This window comes from Roseateles sp. P5_D6, from assembly GCF_054049415.1.
On sequence record NZ_JBFUMK010000012.1, the window covers coordinates 1 to 16,137 of the forward strand.

A 16,137-nucleotide genomic window follows, 5' to 3' on the forward strand; every position below is an offset into this window, starting at 1 on the left:
CGACGAGTGCCTCAACGAGCACTGGTTCGAGACGCTGGCGCAGGCCCGGGTCGTGATCCAGGCCTGGGTACAGGACTACAACGAGGTGCGGCCGCATTCGAGCATCGGCCGCATGCCACCCAGGTGCTTCGCACGCCTTCAACGGCAGCAGGCTGTCGAGGAAGGTTCAGCTTCAACCGCCGCACTGGCGATACCCTTGACCCCCAGGGCTCCCTCGCAATGACTGGTACGGCGATTGGGGGCAGGTCAGAGCGACCCGGCTCCCGACTGCAATTGTTTCGGAGCCTGCGACGTGGCGCCGGCGTCGGGTGCGCCGTTTGCTGGCAGGGTGGTCGGTCGGACTGCGAGCGCATCGGGGCGGTCTTGCCGGGCCAGTTCAATCTCGCGAAGGGGTCGTAGCGAGGCCCGGTCAGAACGAGTGCGTCATGCCCGCGCCGTAGACCTCTTTGGTACCGGTGCCGAGCAGGCGCTTGGAGGCCAGGTCCGCATACACCGTGGTGCGCTTGGACAGGCTGTAGCCGGCGCTCACCGAGACCATCTTCTCCTTCTTCAGGCCGTCCACGTCGGCCTGGCCCCAGCCTGCCTTCAGCGTCGTGGCGCCCATCACATAGACCGCGCCCAGCGTCGTCACCTTGGCCTTGGAGCCGGCGACGGATTCGCTGACGTTGTACATGCCCATCAACGACAGCATGCCGAAGGCGGCACGCACGCCGACCGAGGTCTCGGTGGCGCCGGCGCTGTTCTTGCCGCTGCCCAGCATCATGCGCAGCTTGCCGTCGTTGTAGAGCAGGGTGGCGGCGCGCGTCTTCGCCACGGCGCCTGCGGGCGACTCGGGAGAGGCGCTGACGTGCAGCGAGACGTTGGCGAACTTCGGCGAGTCGTAGAAGACCGCGTTGGCCACGCGGCCAGAGCCGCCACCAGTCGGGTCTGCCGAGTAGTTCCAGTGCCACAGGTCCCAGGCGGGCGAGACGATGCGGTCGTAGTTGCTCCAGGCGTCGAAGGCCCAGTCCTGCGCCTGGATGGCGTCGAGCGCGCGGCCCAGGCGCAAGGCGCCGAAGCCGCCCTTGATGCCGACGGTCGATTCGCCGTGCCAGAACGGCCTGCCCGTGCCGGCCTCCGACGCGCCGGTGTCCGCGTCGAAACGGTGGCGCAGGCGAAAGGTCGCCGCCAGGCCGTCGCCAAGGTCCTCGCTGCCCGAGAACTCAAGGTGGCTGCGCTGGATGGTGCCGACGTTGGTGCGGCCGGCGGTGTCGCGGAACACACCGGCGTCGATGCTGCCGCTGATGGTGACGTTGGATTGCGCGTGGGCAACGCCGCCGCACAGGGCGGCGCCTGCGACGGCGAGAAGGCGGATACGGGTGAAAGCTGTCATGGATTCCCTCTTGTTGGTGGCTTGTCGGCGACGACGAGGGGCTGCAACTTCGAACCGGAAGCCGCACCGCTCGGTGCCAGGGCATTCCAGCACCGGGGGCTTTGCAAAGCTTCGCGTTGTGGCCGTCTGCAGCGGCACGAACTGCGGTTGTGATGGGCGCCAGCAGCGTGGTCTGCGCCGATGCCGAAACCGCGCGCCGGGCGCGTGATTGCTGCGGTTGGGAGGGGTGTCGCCGGCAGCGTCTGCGGCGTCGTCACGGTGCCGGCGCTGCAAAAAGAAACAGGCCCGCGGATGCGGGCCTGTGTGAATACGGGTGCGCTCAGCGCGTTTCGTGGAACAGCTTCTCGATCGGGCAATGCGTCTTCAYGAACGGCGACTTGATGACGATGTAGCTGAAGTACTTCTCGATGCCGATGTTGCGTTCGAGCAGGCCCTCGATGAYCTSCTGGTAGTGGTTSACRCCGCGYGTCAKGAAGCGCARCAGGTAGTCGTAGCCGCCGCTGACGAGRTGGCAYTCRAGGATCTCGTCGACCTCGCGGATSGCSGYCTCGAAGCGSRTGAAGTCYTCGCGGTGGTGGTCGGWSAGCGTSACTTCGGTGAACACCGTCAGCGTATCGCCCAGTTTCTCCAGCCGCAGGTGGGCACCATAGCCGCTGATGTAGCCGGCCTGTTCCAGCCGCTTGACGCGGATGAGGCAGGGGCTCGGTGACAGCCCGACCGCATCGGCGAGATCGACGTTGGTGATGCGGCCGTTCTTCTGTAGCTGGGCCAGGATGCGCAGGTCCAACCGATCGAGTTTGAGAGCTTCTGCCATGGTGGGTGCCCAAAGGTTGGCGAATGGCGCGATTGTGTGGCGCCGGTGTTCAGCCGCCGGCCATCGCGGCGCGTACGTTGGGCGCTTCCAACGCATCGTCCAGCACGCGGCGCAGGCGCGCGAATAGCTCATCGAGCTCGACCTCGGTGATCGTCAGCGCGGGCGCGAAGCCGAGCACGTGGTCGCCGAAGCTGCGGAACACCAGGCCGCGCTGGTAGCCGAGGGCGAACAGCCGGTCGGCCAGGCCGAGCGCGGGGTCGAACCCGCGCCGGCTGGCTTTGTCGCTCACCAGTTCCAGCGCGCCGAGCAGGCCGCGGTAGCGAACGTCGCCCACCAGCGGGTGCGAGCGCAAGGCCTCCAGCCCGGCGGCAAAGCGTGCGGCAACGCGCTGGGCGTTCGCGAGGATGCCGCCTTCCTCGTAGAGCCGGATCACTTCGAGCGCGACCGCTGCCGACACCGGATGCGCCGAGTAGGTCGCGCCGTGGCCGATCGGCTGGCCGGCCGGGGCGCCGTCGGCAATGCCGGCGTAGACCCGTTCGGACATCATCGTCGCGCCCATCGGCACATAGCCCGAGGTCAGCCCCTTGGCCATGGTCATCAGGTCGGGCTGCACGCCTTCGGCATCGCAGGCGAACATCGTCCCGGTGCGGCCGAAGCCGGTGATGACCTCGTCGACGACGAACAGGATGTCCAGCTCGCGCGCCGCGTCGGCCATGGCCTTCAGCCAGCCCGGCGGCGGCACGATGACGCCACCCGAACCCTGCACCGGCTCGCAGAAGAAGGCGGCGACGTTCTCCGCCCCCAGCTCCGCGACCTTGGCGCGCAGCGAGGCGACGGATGCGGCGATCAGGCCTGCGGCGTCACTGCCGTTTTCATGTCGATAGGGGTTGGGCGATGGGATGTGGTGCTGCGTGGCCAGCGGCAGGTCGAAGCCGCGGTGGAAGACCTGCAGCGCCGTCAGCCCCGCGCCGGTGGAGGACGAGCCGTGATAGCCCTTTTCCAACGCAATGAAATGCTTCTTSGMCGGSCGGCCKGTGKYGTTGTRGTACTGCACGATGAAGCGCACCGCGGCGTCGACSGMCTCCGAGCCGCCSAGCGTCAGGTAGGCGCGGGTCAGCGAGGCCGGCGTGATCTCGACGAGCTTGGCCGCCAGGCGGATGGCCGGCTCGCTGGCGAAGTGGAAGTAGCCGGTCGCATAGGGCAGGCGGCGCATCTGCTCGACGGCGGCCTGCACGACGCTCTCCTGGCCATAGCCGACGTTGACGCACCACAGGCCCGCGAAGGCGTCCAGCAGCTCTCGACCCTGGGCATCCTGCAGCCACACGCCGTGGCCGGAGCTCAGCACCATCGGGCCGCGCTCCTCGTGCCGGCGCCACGGCGCCACGGGGTGGATGAGATGCGCGCGGTCCAGGCCGGCCAGCGCGGCCTGCTGTTCCGGGGTGGCGATGGCGGCGCGGTCAGCGGTTTGGGCGAGGGGGAGGGCGGTCATGGGCGGCGTGTTGCAGTGGATGGCTGACGCTCAGTTTGGGCGTTCGGCCTCGCCGGCGGGTGCTGCATTGGCCGCTCGCGGCAGCGTCTTGCGCTGAACTGCGGGCCGCCACGGCAGAAGCTGCCGCTCGCGCTCAATAGCCTTTGCTGCGGTCCACCAAGCCCACCAGCTGTAGCCCCGCTTCGAAGCGCCGAACGTTGTCCAGCACCACCGCGGCCGCGGTGTCCGGCTGCGTCATGCTGGCGATGTGCGGCGTGATCTGCACGTGCGGATGGCGCCACAGCGGGACGTCCGCCGGCAGGGGCTCGGGATCGGTCACGTCGAGCACGGCTTCGCCGAGACGGCCGTCGTCGAGGGCGTGCAGCAGGTCGGCGCTCACCAGCTGCGGGCCGCGGCCAACATGAACCAGCGATGCGCCGCGCGGCAGTTCGTCGAACAGCGCGCTGTTGAGCAGGCCGCGCGTCGCGTCGGTCAGCGGCAGCAGGCAGATGAGGATGTCGCTGCGGCCGAGGAACTCGCCTCGCTCCGCTTCGCCGGCAAAACACCGCACGCCGTCGATGCTGTGCCGGCTGCGGCTCCAGCCGGCACAGTCAAAGCCCAGGCCATGCAGCGCGTGCAGCACGGCTTCGCCAAGTGAGCCCAGCCCCAGCACGCCGACGCGGCATTGCGCCGCGGTACGCACAGGCAGCGGCCGCCACTGCCTTTGGGCCTGCTGGCGCCGGTAGGCGGGCCGGTCGCGGTGCAGGTCCAGCACGGCATGCAGCACGTACTCCACCATGCCCTGCACGATGCCGGGCTCGACCATGCGCACCAGCGAGACGGCCGGCGGCAGCGAGGCGAGGTTGAACTGATCCACGCCGGCGCCGATCGAGAACAACAGCTTCAGGTTCGGGAAGCGCCGGGCCAGCTGCTCGGGCTGCTGCCAGGTGGCGAGGTATTGAACTTGGGCTGGATCGCCCACGTCCGGCCAGAGCCGGAAGTCCAGCGTTGGCGCGCCGCGCCTGAACAGTTCGCCCCAGCGCCGGCCGCGCTCGGCGTCGGCCATGTAGAGGAAGGTGGCCATCGGTGCTTCAGCCCAGGGCCTGCGTGACGATGGCGTAGCTCTTGGGCGCACCCGGCGCCGCCGGCTGCGCGGTCGGGCCGCGCTCCATCATCACTGGCGCGTCGACGCGCAGCAGGCCCATCGCTTCCAGCCATTCGGCCAGGCCGCTGTCCAGGTCGATGTCGATGCGCGTGAAGCGGCCGGCGTTGGTGCCGGCCAGATGGGCGATGAGCGCCTTCGCGCCTTCATCGTCCGGCGCGACGACCGGCCCGATGGCATGGCCGCGGCCGAAGCGGCGCAGCAGGCCGAAGCCGCGCACCGTGCCGCCGTCGTCCAGCACGACGGTGGACTCCGCCTCGGCCAGCAGTTCGTCCAGCAACGCATCGCGCGGCATGCCGCAGGCTTGCGCGTCGAGCGCCTTCAACACCGGCGCATCGGAAGCGCCTGCCGGCCGCAACCGCCAGCCGCTGTCCAGGGCCACCAGTGGCGCAGGTTGCGCGATGCCCTGGTGCTGGCGCAGCTCGCCGACGCGCACGAAGCCCAGGCGCTCGTAGAGGCCGCGCCCTTCGAGCGTGGCGTTGAGCCGAACGCGGCAATCCTGCAGCCCGTCGAGCACCGCGCTCATCAGGCGGTGGCCGATGCGCCGGCCCTGCTGCGCCGGCGCGACGATGACCAGGCCGATGGTCGCGTCCTGCGCCCCCCAGCGAAAGCGCAGGGCGGTGCCGACGATCTCGCCGTCGCGCTCGGCGACGACGCCCTCGGCGTGGTGGAAGACCTGCTTCCAGTCGGCCAGGCGGTGGGGCCAGCGCAGCGTGTCGGACAGGTCGTGAGCGGCCGCAAGATCGGCGGCGCTCATCTTGCGCAGCCGCACGCCGTCGTCGGCGGGAGCTGCATTCGTGGTGGCGGGGGCACCCATGTGGCGGGTTCTCCTGAAGGGCAAGGGGTTGCCGATGTTGCGGCCTTTCGCGGGTGCCGCGCCAGCCCAAATACGGCTTGCCACCCATTTCGGCAGCTTGCGCTGTGAGGCCCGCCGCGCACGGCATTCAATGCTGCGGCGGGCCAGTCTGCGATCACAAATTTCGCGGCGCCGTCCCTACCATCAGCGCCCATTCACCCATGACATCGCAGGTCAATCGCATGCAAGTCGCCCAGCCGCATTCGCCAATGCCCGCCCGTACTCCCGGGTTGCGCAGGGCCGATTTGCGGTCCCGCATTTGCGCCACCGGCTGGTGCCTCCAGGGTTCCATTGAAGGGCGTCCGTCCCCGTCCGAGTGCACGCCGCAGGGCATGCCGCCGAGCCGCCTTCGAACGGCAGTTTCAGCGCCTGCGACAGCCCGTTTTCCCCACAAACCACTTCACTGCACATGCTGCAATGAAGCCCTGATGACAACCCACTGAGCGAGACGCACGACATGAGCATCCGACCCAAGTACATCACCTTCGACTGCTACGGCACGCTGACCCGCTTCCGCATGGCGGAGATCACACGGGATATCTTCTTCGACCGCGTGCCGGCCGAGCGCATGGAACAGTTCATCGCCGACTTCACGGCCTACCGTTTCGACGAGGTGCTGGGCGACTGGCAACCGTACGACGTGGTGCTGAAGAACGCGGTGCGCCGGCTGTGCCGCAAGTGGAAGCTGCAATACCTTGACGCCGAGGCGCAGCGCTACGTCGATGCCGTGCCCACCTGGGGGCCGCACGACGACGTGCCCGCGGGCCTGGCCAAGGTCGCCAAGGAAATCCCGCTGGTGATCCTGTCCAACGCGATGGACCATCAGATCCAGTCCAACGTCGCCCTGCTCGGCGCACCCTTCCACCGGGTCTACACCGCCCAGCAGGCCCAGGCCTACAAGCCGCGGCTGAAGGCCTTCGAGTACATGATCGATTCGCTCGGCTGCAACCCCGAGGACCTGCTGCACGTGTCGTCCAGCCTGCGCTACGACCTGATGTCGGCCGACGACATCGGCATCGTCAACAAGGTCTTCGTCAACCGCGGCCATGGCCCGGGCTGCCCGGGCTACCGCTACACCGAGATCGCCGACATCGGCGGCCTGGCCGGCGTGGTCGGTCTCTGAACGTCGATAGCGGCCAGGCCATGAAACTCGATGCCTACTGGACCGACAGCGTGCCGGCGTTCGTGCCGGCGGCGCGCGAGCTGCCGCAGCGCGTGGACGTCGCCATCGTGGGCGGCGGCTTCAGCGGCCTGTCCGCCGCCCTGGCGCTGGCCAAGCGCGGTGCCACGGTGGCCGTGCTGGAGGCCGGTGCGCGCGTCGCGTCCGAAGCCTCGGGGCGCAATGGCGGCCATGTGAACAACGGCCTGGCGGTCGACTATGCGGAAGCCGCCGCGCGCCATGGCCGCGAGCGGGCAGCCGCCTGGTACCGCGCCTACGACGACGCCGTCGACACCGTGGCGCAGCTGGTGCAGCAGGAAGGCATCGCCTGCGATTTCAGCCGCACCGGCAAGCTCAAGCTGGCGACACGGCCGGCGCAGCTCGACGCGCTGCGCCGCAGCGTGGAGCGCCTGCATGCCGACGGCGTCGACACCGACACCGAGATCCTCGACGCGGCCGCCGTGCGCGCCGAGGTGCGCAGCGAGCGTTTCCACGGCGGCATGCTCTACAGGCGCAGTGGCCAGATGCACATGGGTCGCTTCGCCAACGGCCTGGCCGAGGCCGCCGAGCGCCAGGGCGCAGGCATCTTCACCGGCACCTGCGTGCAGCGGCTGGAGCGCACCCACGGCCACGCCCACCGCCTGCACACCACGCGCGGCACCGTGGCGGCGGCCCAGGTGCTGCTGGCCACCGGGGCGTCGCGCCACGGCGGCTACCGCAGCTTCGGCTGGCTGCGCCGGCGCATCGTGCCCATCGGCAGCTTCATCGTCGTGACCGAGCCGCTCGGCGCGGAGCGCGCGGCCGCGCTGCTGGCGGCGCGCCGCACCTACACGACGGTGGCCAACATCCACCACTACTTCCGGCTGACGGCCGACCACCGGCTCGTCTTCGGCGGCCGCGCGCGCTTCGCCATCAGCAGCCCGCAGCAGGACGCCGCCAGTGGCGAGGTGCTGCGCGCCGGCCTGCTGGAGACCTTCCCGCAACTGGCCGGCGTGCGGCTGGACTACTGCTGGGGCGGCCTCGTCGACGTGACGCAGGACCGCCTGCCCCATGCCGGCGAGCGCAACGGCCTGTACTACACGATGGGCTACAGCGGCCACGGCACGCAGATGTCCGTGCTGATGGGCCAGCGCATGGCCGCCGTGATGGGCGGCGATGCGGCCGCCAACCCGTGGGCGGACCGTGCCTGGCCGGCCATTCCCGGCCATGTCGGCCCGCCCTGGTTCCTGCCCGCCGTCGGCCTGTACTACCGGCTGAAGGATCGCCTCGCCTAGCCTGGAGCGGGCGCGGTCCCTCAAGACCCGCCCCGAACTCGTCAACCCCACAGAACACTGAACGAGAAACACACCATGAGCCATCGCCAACCCCTCGAAGCCCTTGTCGGCCCGCACGACAGCCAGCGCTTGTTCGAAGCGCTGAAACGCGGCGCCAGCCGCCGCGACATCCTCGGCCTGCTCGTTGGCGCCGGCATGCAGGCGGGCCTCGCCGGCACGCTGGCCGGCACGGCGATGACGGCCCATGCGCAGGCGCCCAGACGCGGCGGCAAGCTGCGCGTGGCCGGCGCCACGGCCGCGGCCAGTGACACGCTGGATCCGGCCAAGCAGTCCAACCAGGCCGACTACTCGCGCTGCAACATGCTCTACAACGGGCTCACGTCACTGGACGGCAGCCTGACGCCGCAGCCGGCCCTGGCTGAGCGCTTCGACACCAAGGACGCCAAAACCTGGGTGTTCACACTGCGCAAAGGCGTCACCTTCCATGACGGCAAGGCGCTGACCCCGGCCGACGTCGTGTTCTCGATCTCGCGCCACAAGGACCCCGCCACCGCCAGCAAGGCCAAGGTCCAGACCGACCAGATCGAGAGCATCAAGGCCAGCGGCCCGAACGAGGTGACCATCGTGCTGACCTCGCCGAACGCCGACCTGCCGGTCATCCTGGGCACCTTCCACTTCCACATCGTCAAGGACGGCACGACCGACTTCAACGCCGGCATCGGCACCGGCCCCTACAAACTCAAGGAGTTCAAGCCCGGCGTGCGTTCGGTCGTGGTGCGCTACGAGGCCTACTGGAAGCCCGGAAAGCCCTATCTGGACGAGATTGAGTTCGTCGGCATCAGCGACGAGAACGCCCGCGTCAACGCGCTGCTGTCGGGCGGCATCGACCTTGTCGGCGCCGTGAATCCGCGCTCGCTGGCACGCATCGCCGGCACGCCGGGCTTCGCCGTGTTCAAGACGCAGTCGGGCCAGTACTCCGACCTCACCATGCGGCGCGACACCGGCCCTGGCGCCAACCCCGACTTCGTGCTGGGCATGAAGCATCTGTTCGACCGCGAGCAGATGAAGAAGACCATTGCGCTGGACCAGGCCGTCATCGGCAACGACCAGCCCATCGACCCCACCAACCGCTTCCACTTCGCCGGCCTGCCGCAGCGCGCCTTCGATCCGGAGAAGGCGAAGTTCCACCTGAAGAAGGCCGGTGTGTCCAGCGCGGTGCCGGTGGTGTGCTCACCCGCAGCGCTGTACTCGGTCGAGATGGCGCTGATGCTGCAGCAGACGGCCAAGGAGGTGGGGCTGGACATCGACGTCAAGCGCATGCCGGCCGATGGCTACTGGTCCAACCACTGGCTCAACAGCGCCGTCGGCTTCGGCAACGTCAACCCTCGGCCGAGCGCCGACATGCTGCTGACGCAGTTCTTCAAGTCGGATGCGCAGTGGAACGAGTCGCGCTGGAAGAACGAGAAGTTCGACCAGCTGCTCGTTGCCGCACGCGGCGAGACCGACCTCGCCAAGCGCCGCCAGATGTATGCCGACATGCAGACGCTGATCCACCAGGAGGCCGGCATCGGCATCCCGTTGTTCCTGGCCAGCCTGGACGGCCACAGCACCAAGGTCAAGGGCCTGTCGCCGATCCCGCTGGGCGGGTTGATGGGCTACAACTTTGCCGAGAACGTCTGGCTCGCCGCCTGACACCCCCACCGCACAAGGCATCCTATGAACGGGATCATCCTCAAGCTGCTCGCGCAGCGCGTCGCGTTGTCGCTGCTGTCGCTGCTGGCGGTGTCGGTGATCGTCTTCGCCGTCACTGCGGTGCTGCCCGGCGACGCCGCCCAGGAGCAGCTCGGCCAGGACGCCACGCCCGAGGCGCTGGCGGCACTGCGGGCGCAGATGGGCCTGGACGCCTCGGCCCCTACGCGCTACCTGCGCTGGCTGGGCGGCCTGGCGCGCGGCGACTTCGGCAAGTCCGTCACGGCCTACCAGCCGGTGGCTGAACTGATCGGCTCGCGGCTGCCCAACTCGTTGCTGCTGGCGGCCATCACGGCGCTGTTCTCGGTGCCSATYGCGCTSGCGSCCGGCRTCGCGTCGGCGGTGTGGCGGGGCTCGTGGTTCGACCGYGCCGCGTCCACGGCCTCGGTGGGCATCGTCTCGGTGCCGGAGTTCCTGATCGCGACGCTGGCGGTGCTGGTGTTCGCGGTGCAGCTGCGCTGGCTGCCGGCGTTGTCCTATGTCAACGACATCGAATCGATGGGCCAGCTGCTGAAGGCCTTCGCCATGCCGGTGCTGACGCTGACCTGCGTGATCGTCGCCCAGATGATGCGCATGACGCGTGCGGCGGTCATCGACCAGCTGGAGGCGCCCTATGTGGAGATGGTTCGCCTGAAGGGCGCCTCGTCGCTGCGCATCGTCATGTGCCATGCGCTGCCGAACGCCGTCGGCCCGATCGCCAACGCGGTGGCGCTGAGCCTGTCCTACCTGCTGGGCGGCGTGATCATCGTCGAGACGATCTTCAACTACCCGGGCGTGGCCAAGCTGATGGTCGACGGCGTCGCGCAGCGCGACACGCCACTGGTGCAGGCCTGCGCCATGCTGTTTTGCAGCGGCTATCTGATCCTCGTCACGGCCGCGGACATCTGCGGCATCGTCGCCAACCCGCGGCTGCGTCACCGCTGAACGGAGCACAGGCATGACCGTCATTTCCATTCCCCTGCCGGCCGGGCGGCCTGCGGCCTGGCGCCGCCGGCTCGCGCAGTTCGGCCCGTCGGGTCTGCTCGGCCTCGTGGTCCTGACCTTCTGGGTCCTGGCCGCACTGTTCGGCCCCGCGCTGCTGGCCCGCACCGGCGCCCAGGGCGGTGGTGCCGTGTTCGCACCCATCAACGCTCATCACTGGCTGGGCACCGACTACCTCGGCCGCGACATGCTGGCCCGCGTCATCGAAGGCGCCCGCTACACCGTCGGCGTGGCGCTGGTCGCCACACTGCTGGCCAGCGGCACGGGCACCTTGCTGGCGCTGCTGGCGGCCGCCAGCGGGCGTTGGATCGACGGGACCTTGAGCCGCCTGCTGGACACGCTGACGGCCATTCCGAGCAAGATGTTCGCGCTGCTGATCGTGGCCGGCTTCGGTTCGTCGGTGCCCGTGCTGATCCTGACGGCCGCCGTCATCTATGTGCCGGGCGCCTACCGCATCGGCCGCTCGCTGGCCGTGAACATCAATGCGATGGACTACGTGACCGTGGCCCGCACGCGCGGCGAGGGCACCTGGTATGTGATGCGGCGCGAGATCCTGCCCAACATCCTCGGCCCGATGCTGGCCGACCTGGGGCTGCGCTTCGTCTACGTCGTGCTGCTGCTGGCGTCCTTGAGCTTTCTCGGCCTGGGCGTGCAGCCGCCGATGGCGGACTGGGGTTCGCTGGTGCGCGAGAACATCGGCGCGCTGGCCGATGGTGGCGCCTCGGTGATTGCGCCGGCCGGGGCAATAGCCAGCCTGACCATCGCCGTGAATCTGGTGATCGACAACCTGCCGGGTCGCAAGGCCCGCGAGAGGGGAGCACGCTGATGGGCAGCCTTGTTGAAGTGAGCAATCTGACGGTCACAGCCGGCGACGCGACGCTGGTCGACGCGCTATCGTTCACGATCCACCCCGGTGAAGTGCTGGCGCTGATCGGTGAGTCCGGCTCGGGCAAGACGACCACGGCGCTGGCCCTGATGGGCTATGCGCGTCAAGGCTGCCGCATCGCGGCGGGGCAGGTCCGCATCGGCGATGTCGACGTGCTCAAGCTCGACCCGCGCCAGCTGCGCGGCCTGCGCGGCCGCAAGGTCACCTACATCGCGCAGAGCGCGGCGGCGTCGTTCAACCCGTCGCGCACCATCCTCGACCAGGTCGTGGAGCCGGCGACGCTGCACGGCACGCTGTCGCGCCCGGCGGCTGAACTGAAGGCGATCGCGCTGTTCCGCGAGCTGGCGCTGCCCGACCCGGAAGGCATTGGCGCGCGCTACCCGCACCAGGTGTCAGGCGGCCAGCTGCAGCGGCTGATGGCGGCGATGGCGCTGATCACCGACCCCGATGTTGTCATCCTCGACGAGCCGACCACGGCGCTGGACGTGACGACGCAGGTGGAGGTGCTGCGCGCCTTCAAGCGGGTGGTGCGCGAGCGCCAGGTCACGGCGGTCTACGTCAGTCATGACCTGGCGGTCGTGGCCCAGATGGCCGATCACATCCTGGTGCTGCGCGGTGGCTGCATGCAGGAGCTGGGTGGCACCGACCGTGTGATCAGCCAGCCAGCGCATGAGTACACCCGCGAACTGCTGGCCGCCGCACGGCCGGTGGCGCGCGATGCGGGCCATGACGCCGGCAGCACGCCGACGCTGCTGGAGGTCAGCGGCCTGAGCGCCGGCTACGGCGCGCGGGATGCCCAGGGCCGGCCGCGGGTGTGCATCCTGCAGGACATCGACCTGCGGCTCGAGCGCGGCCAGGCCGTGGGCGTCATCGGCGAATCGGGCTCCGGCAAGACGACGCTGGCCCGCGCCGTCGCGGGCTTGCTGGGACCGAGCGCCGGCACCATCCGTTTCGACGGCCGGCCCCTGGCGCCAACGCTTGGCGCACGCAGCAAGGAGGACCTGCGCCGCATCCAGATCGTCTTCCAGTCGGCCGACACGGCGCTGAACCCGTCGCAGACCATCGAAAGCATCCTCGCGCGGCCGCTGCAGTTCTACCGCGGCATGAAAGGTGCTGCCCTGCAGCGCCGCATCGCCGAGCTGCTGGACCTGGTGAAGCTGCCGGCCAACGTCGCTGGCCGCCTGCCCGGCGGGCTGTCGGGCGGCCAGAAGCAGCGTGTCAACCTGGCGCGGGCGCTGGCCGCCGAGCCTAAGCTGCTGCTGTGCGACGAGGTCACCTCGGCGCTGGACACCGTCGTCGGCGCCGCCGTGCTCGACCTGATCGCCGAGCTGCGCCGCGAGCTGGGCTTGTCCATCCTGTTCATCAGCCACGACCTGCACACGGTCCGCGCGGTCTGCGACGAGATCGTCGTGATGCGGCATGGCTGCAAGCTGGCCCAGGTGGCGCGGGCCGACTATGACCGCGGGCCGCACCACCCCTACTACGAGCAGCTCGCGCGAGCCGTACCCGAACTGCGGCGCGGCTGGCTCGAGGAACTCGACCCGCCACGGCCCGTGCTGGTCGCCTGACAACGATGAAGAAAGGAAAGCTCATGATGAACACGTTCCGAATCGCCGCCATCGCCGGCGACGGCATCGGCAAGGAAGTGATGCCCGAGGGCCTGCGCGTGCTGAAGGCGGCGGCGGAGCGCTTCGGTTTCGCTCTCGAACTGCGCGAGTTCGACTGGGCCAGCTGCGACTGGTACGCGCAGCACGGCCAGATGATGCCGGACGACTGGAAGCAGCAGCTGGCCGGCGTCGACGCCGTCTATTTCGGCGCCGTCGGCTGGCCGGCGACCGTGCCCGACAACGTCTCGTTGTGGGGCTCGCTACTGAAGTTCCGGCGCGAGTTCGACCAGTACATCAATCTGCGGCCGGTGCGACTGTTCGACGGAGCGCCGTGCCCGTTGGCTGGGCGCAAGGTCGGCGACATCGATTACGTTGTCGTGCGCGAGAACACCGAGGGCGAGTACACCAACCTCGGCGGCGTGATGTTCGCCGGCACCGAGCGCGAAATCGTCATTCAGGAGTCGGTGTTCTCGCGCCACGGCGCCGACCGCGTGCTGCGCTACGCCTTCGAGTTGGCGAACTCGCGCAAGCGCAAGGCGCTGACCGTGGCTACGAAGAGCAACGGCATCGCCATCAGCATGCCCTGGTGGGATGGGCGCACCGACGAGATGGCGCGCCAGTATCCGGAGGTGCAGGTCGACAAGCAGCACATCGACATCCTGTGTGCCCGCTTCGTGCTGCAACCGCAGCGCTTCGACGTCGTCGCCGCTACCAATTTGTTCGGCGACATCCTCAGCGACCTGGGTCCGGCAACCACCGGCACCATTGGCCTGGCGCCAAGCGCCAACCTCAATCCGGAACGCCAGTTCCCATCGCTGTTCGAGCCGGTGCACGGTTCGGCACCCGACATCTATGGCCGCCGCATCGCCAACCCCATCGCCATGATCTGGTCGGGTGCGCTGATGCTCGACTTCTTGACGCAAGGGCAAGGTGCCGGCCGCGCAGCGCACGACGCCATCGTTCGCGCCATCGAGGACGTCATCCGAAGCGGGCCGCGCACGCCCGACCTCGGCGGCGACGCCCATACCGAAGACGTCGGCCAGGCAATTGCCAATCGAGTGAAGGAATTCTGAAATGCCATTGACGATTCAACATGACGACCTGCTCCCCGGCCGTAACTTCATCGCGGGACAATGGCGCGAGGCGCAGGAGGGCCAACGTTTCGGGGTGACCGACCCGGCGACCGACGCGGTGTTCGCCACCGTGCCGGACAGCGGTGCTCTCGACGCCGCTGCGGCGCTTGAGGCGGCCCACGCGGCGTTTCTGATCTGGCGTGCGGTGCCGGCCAAGCAACGGGCGCAGATCCTCAATCGCTGGAACGCACTGATCCTCGCGCACCAGGACGACCTCGGCCGTCTGATCTCGCGCGAGCAGGGCAAACCGCTGGCCGAAGGGCGAGGGGAGGTCGCCTACGCTTCGAGTTATGTGGAATGGTTCGCTGCCGAAGCCACGCGTGCCAACGGCGACGTGATCCCCGCGTCGGTGCCCGGCCGGCGCATGTTCGCGCTGAAGGAACCGGTCGGCGTGGTCGCCGCGATCACGCCCTGGAATTTCCCCGCGGCGATGATCGCCCGCAAGATCGCCCCTGCGCTGGCCGCCGGTTGCACCGTGGTCTGCAAGCCGGCCGAGGACACGCCGCTGACCTCGCTGGCGCTGGTCAAGCTGGCCGAGGAGGCAGGCGTCCCCGCGGGGGTGCTGAACATCGTGACAGCTTCGCGTGAACGCACGCCCGAGGTCGTCGATGTCTGGCTCGACGACCCGCGCGTGCGCAAGATCACCTTCACCGGCTCCACACCAGTGGGCAAGCATCTGGCGCGCCGCGCCGCCGACACGCTCAAGCGGCTGTCGCTGGAGCTGGGTGGCAACGCGCCTTTCATCGTCTTCGAGGACGCCGACCTCGATGCCGCCGTCGAGGGCCTGATGGTGGCCAAGTTCCGCAACGGCGGGCAGACCTGCGTGAGCCCGAACCGGGTGTTCGTGCAATCGCCCGTGCACGACGCCTTCGTCGAGAAGCTGGCCGCTCGCATCTCGGCGCTCAAGGTCGGCCCGGCCAGCGACCCGGCCTCACAGATCGGGCCGATGATCAACGCGAGGGCCGTCGACAAGATCGAGCGCCATGTGCAAGACGCCGTCGCGCGCGGCGCGGCCACGCTGGTCGGCGGCGCGCGGCTGCCGGCCCTCGGGCCGAACTACTTCGCGCCGACGCTGCTGGTCGGCGCTGACGGCGGCATGGCCTGCGCCTGCGAGGAAACCTTCGGGCCGCTGGTGGCCATCACGCGCTTCGAGACCGAAGCCGATGTGATCCGCGCGGCGAACGACACACCCTTCGGTCTGGCGGGCTATTTCTATGCCACCGACGTGCGGCGCATCTGGCGCATGGCGGAGGCCCTGCAGACCGGCCTGGTGGGCGTCAACGAAGGCGCGCTAGCTGCCGAGGCGGCACCGTTCGGCGGCGTCAAGGAGTCAGGCTATGGGCGCGAGGGCTCGGTGCACGGCCTGGACGACTACATGCACCTGAAATACGTGTGCCAGGGGCAGCTTTGAGGTCATACCTTTTCTGCAAGGCCGCCTTTCAAATGCTGTGTCCGGTGACGCCGGCACTGGCCGCAAAGATCAACGTGGTGCGTCTTTGCTCGAACGCCGCAGGAAGGTTTGCTATGGGCAGCAGCGCTCCTGCATGTAGCTGATCTGCAAGCGGCAGCAGCGTGGGCGGGGACGTGTTCCGATCGGCCGCGAGGGTGTTGTCTACCGCCCATGTCCCTGCGCGTCGATGAACTCGACGGCTTTGCCGACGCGGACGTAGTCCAGG

Annotated in this window: 14 protein-coding genes; 9 read left to right on the top strand and 5 right to left on the bottom strand. The window is 69.0% G+C overall.

The features are described from left to right. Positions 1-223 (top strand): integrase core domain-containing protein (locus tag ACXJKM_RS17155; RefSeq protein ID WP_457353896.1); only part of this gene is annotated, 223 nt, incomplete at its 5' end. Between the two features lie 186 nt (positions 224-409). Here ACXJKM_RS17155 and ACXJKM_RS17160 read toward each other — a convergent pair. The 5 genes from ACXJKM_RS17160 to ACXJKM_RS17180 form a co-directional block, all read right to left on the bottom strand. Next, positions 410-1,372: a porin gene (locus tag ACXJKM_RS17160; protein ID WP_457353898.1), complete on the bottom strand. Its 963-nt coding sequence runs from the start codon at positions 1,370-1,372 to the stop codon at positions 410-412. 319 nt (positions 1,373-1,691) lie between these two features. Continuing rightward, a complete protein-coding gene (locus ACXJKM_RS17165; RefSeq protein ID WP_457353900.1) occupies positions 1,692-2,186 on the bottom strand; it encodes an Lrp/AsnC family transcriptional regulator in 495 nt (164 codons plus the stop codon). A 49-nt stretch (positions 2,187-2,235) separates the two neighbouring features. After that, positions 2,236-3,675: an aminotransferase class III-fold pyridoxal phosphate-dependent enzyme gene (locus ACXJKM_RS17170; RefSeq protein ID WP_457353902.1), complete on the bottom strand. Its 1,440-nt coding sequence runs from the start codon at positions 3,673-3,675 to the stop codon at positions 2,236-2,238. 133 nt (positions 3,676-3,808) lie between these two features. Continuing rightward, entirely contained in the window at positions 3,809-4,738 is a 930-nt protein-coding gene (locus ACXJKM_RS17175; RefSeq protein WP_457353904.1) for a 2-hydroxyacid dehydrogenase, read from the bottom strand. Between the two features lie 7 nt (positions 4,739-4,745). Beyond that, positions 4,746-5,633: a GNAT family N-acetyltransferase gene (locus ACXJKM_RS17180; protein ID WP_457353906.1), complete on the bottom strand. Its 888-nt coding sequence runs from the start codon at positions 5,631-5,633 to the stop codon at positions 4,746-4,748. 496 nt (positions 5,634-6,129) lie between these two features. Between ACXJKM_RS17180 and ACXJKM_RS17185 the strand changes: the two genes are divergently transcribed. The 8 genes from ACXJKM_RS17185 (at position 6,130) to ACXJKM_RS17220 (ending at position 15,872) form a co-directional block, all read left to right on the top strand. Further along, on the top strand, positions 6,130-6,795 hold the full coding sequence (locus ACXJKM_RS17185) for a haloacid dehalogenase type II (protein ID WP_457353908.1): 666 nt from the start codon (positions 6,130-6,132) through the stop codon (positions 6,793-6,795). A gap of 20 nt (positions 6,796-6,815) precedes the next feature. After that, positions 6,816-8,105 (top strand): NAD(P)/FAD-dependent oxidoreductase, encoded by a 1,290-nt coding sequence (locus ACXJKM_RS17190; protein ID WP_457353910.1) that lies wholly within the window; start codon positions 6,816-6,818, stop codon positions 8,103-8,105. Positions 8,106-8,180: 75 nt separating this feature from the next. Continuing rightward, positions 8,181-9,797 carry an ABC transporter substrate-binding protein gene (locus ACXJKM_RS17195; protein WP_457353912.1) on the top strand — a complete coding sequence of 539 codons (1,617 nt, stop codon included), beginning with the start codon at positions 8,181-8,183 and terminating at the stop codon, positions 9,795-9,797. A 24-nt stretch (positions 9,798-9,821) separates the two neighbouring features. Further along, the gene (locus ACXJKM_RS17200; protein ID WP_457353914.1) at positions 9,822-10,778 is read left to right on the top strand and encodes an ABC transporter permease; all 957 of its coding nucleotides are present in this window, start codon (positions 9,822-9,824) and stop codon (positions 10,776-10,778) included. A 13-nt stretch (positions 10,779-10,791) separates the two neighbouring features. After that, complete coding sequence (locus ACXJKM_RS17205; RefSeq protein WP_457353916.1) at positions 10,792-11,661, top strand: ABC transporter permease; 870 nt, start codon at positions 10,792-10,794, stop codon at positions 11,659-11,661. After that, on the top strand, positions 11,661-13,289 hold the full coding sequence (locus ACXJKM_RS17210) for an ABC transporter ATP-binding protein (RefSeq protein ID WP_457353918.1): 1,629 nt from the start codon (positions 11,661-11,663) through the stop codon (positions 13,287-13,289). The genes ACXJKM_RS17205 and ACXJKM_RS17210 overlap by 1 nt, the downstream gene beginning before the upstream one ends. Before the next feature lie 23 nt (positions 13,290-13,312). Continuing rightward, positions 13,313-14,401 carry a tartrate dehydrogenase gene (locus tag ACXJKM_RS17215; protein ID WP_457353920.1) on the top strand — a complete coding sequence of 363 codons (1,089 nt, stop codon included), beginning with the start codon at positions 13,313-13,315 and terminating at the stop codon, positions 14,399-14,401. 1 nt (position 14,402) lies between these two features. After that, positions 14,403-15,872 carry an NAD-dependent succinate-semialdehyde dehydrogenase gene (locus ACXJKM_RS17220; protein WP_457353922.1) on the top strand — a complete coding sequence of 490 codons (1,470 nt, stop codon included), beginning with the start codon at positions 14,403-14,405 and terminating at the stop codon, positions 15,870-15,872. Positions 15,873-16,137 lie beyond the last annotated feature (265 nt).

Excerpts from the sequence above, each read along its gene's own strand:
- ACXJKM_RS17175 (WP_457353904.1), bottom strand. The coding sequence starts at position 4,738 with ATGGCCACCTTCCTCTACATGGCCGACGCCGAGCGCGGCCGGCGCTGG.
- ACXJKM_RS17180 (WP_457353906.1), bottom strand. The coding sequence starts at position 5,633 with ATGGGTGCCCCCGCCACCACGAATGCAGCTCCCGCCGACGACGGCGTG.
- ACXJKM_RS17195 (WP_457353912.1), top strand. The coding sequence starts at position 8,181 with ATGAGCCATCGCCAACCCCTCGAAGCCCTTGTCGGCCCGCACGACAGC.
- ACXJKM_RS17190 (WP_457353910.1), top strand. The coding sequence starts at position 6,816 with ATGAAACTCGATGCCTACTGGACCGACAGCGTGCCGGCGTTCGTGCCG.
- ACXJKM_RS17210 (WP_457353918.1), top strand. The coding sequence starts at position 11,661 with ATGGGCAGCCTTGTTGAAGTGAGCAATCTGACGGTCACAGCCGGCGAC.
- ACXJKM_RS17220 (WP_457353922.1), top strand. The coding sequence starts at position 14,403 with ATGCCATTGACGATTCAACATGACGACCTGCTCCCCGGCCGTAACTTC.
- ACXJKM_RS17185 (WP_457353908.1), top strand. The coding sequence starts at position 6,130 with ATGAGCATCCGACCCAAGTACATCACCTTCGACTGCTACGGCACGCTG.
- ACXJKM_RS17160 (WP_457353898.1), bottom strand. The coding sequence starts at position 1,372 with ATGACAGCTTTCACCCGTATCCGCCTTCTCGCCGTCGCAGGCGCCGCC.
- ACXJKM_RS17215 (WP_457353920.1), top strand. The coding sequence starts at position 13,313 with ATGATGAACACGTTCCGAATCGCCGCCATCGCCGGCGACGGCATCGGC.
- ACXJKM_RS17205 (WP_457353916.1), top strand. The coding sequence starts at position 10,792 with ATGACCGTCATTTCCATTCCCCTGCCGGCCGGGCGGCCTGCGGCCTGG.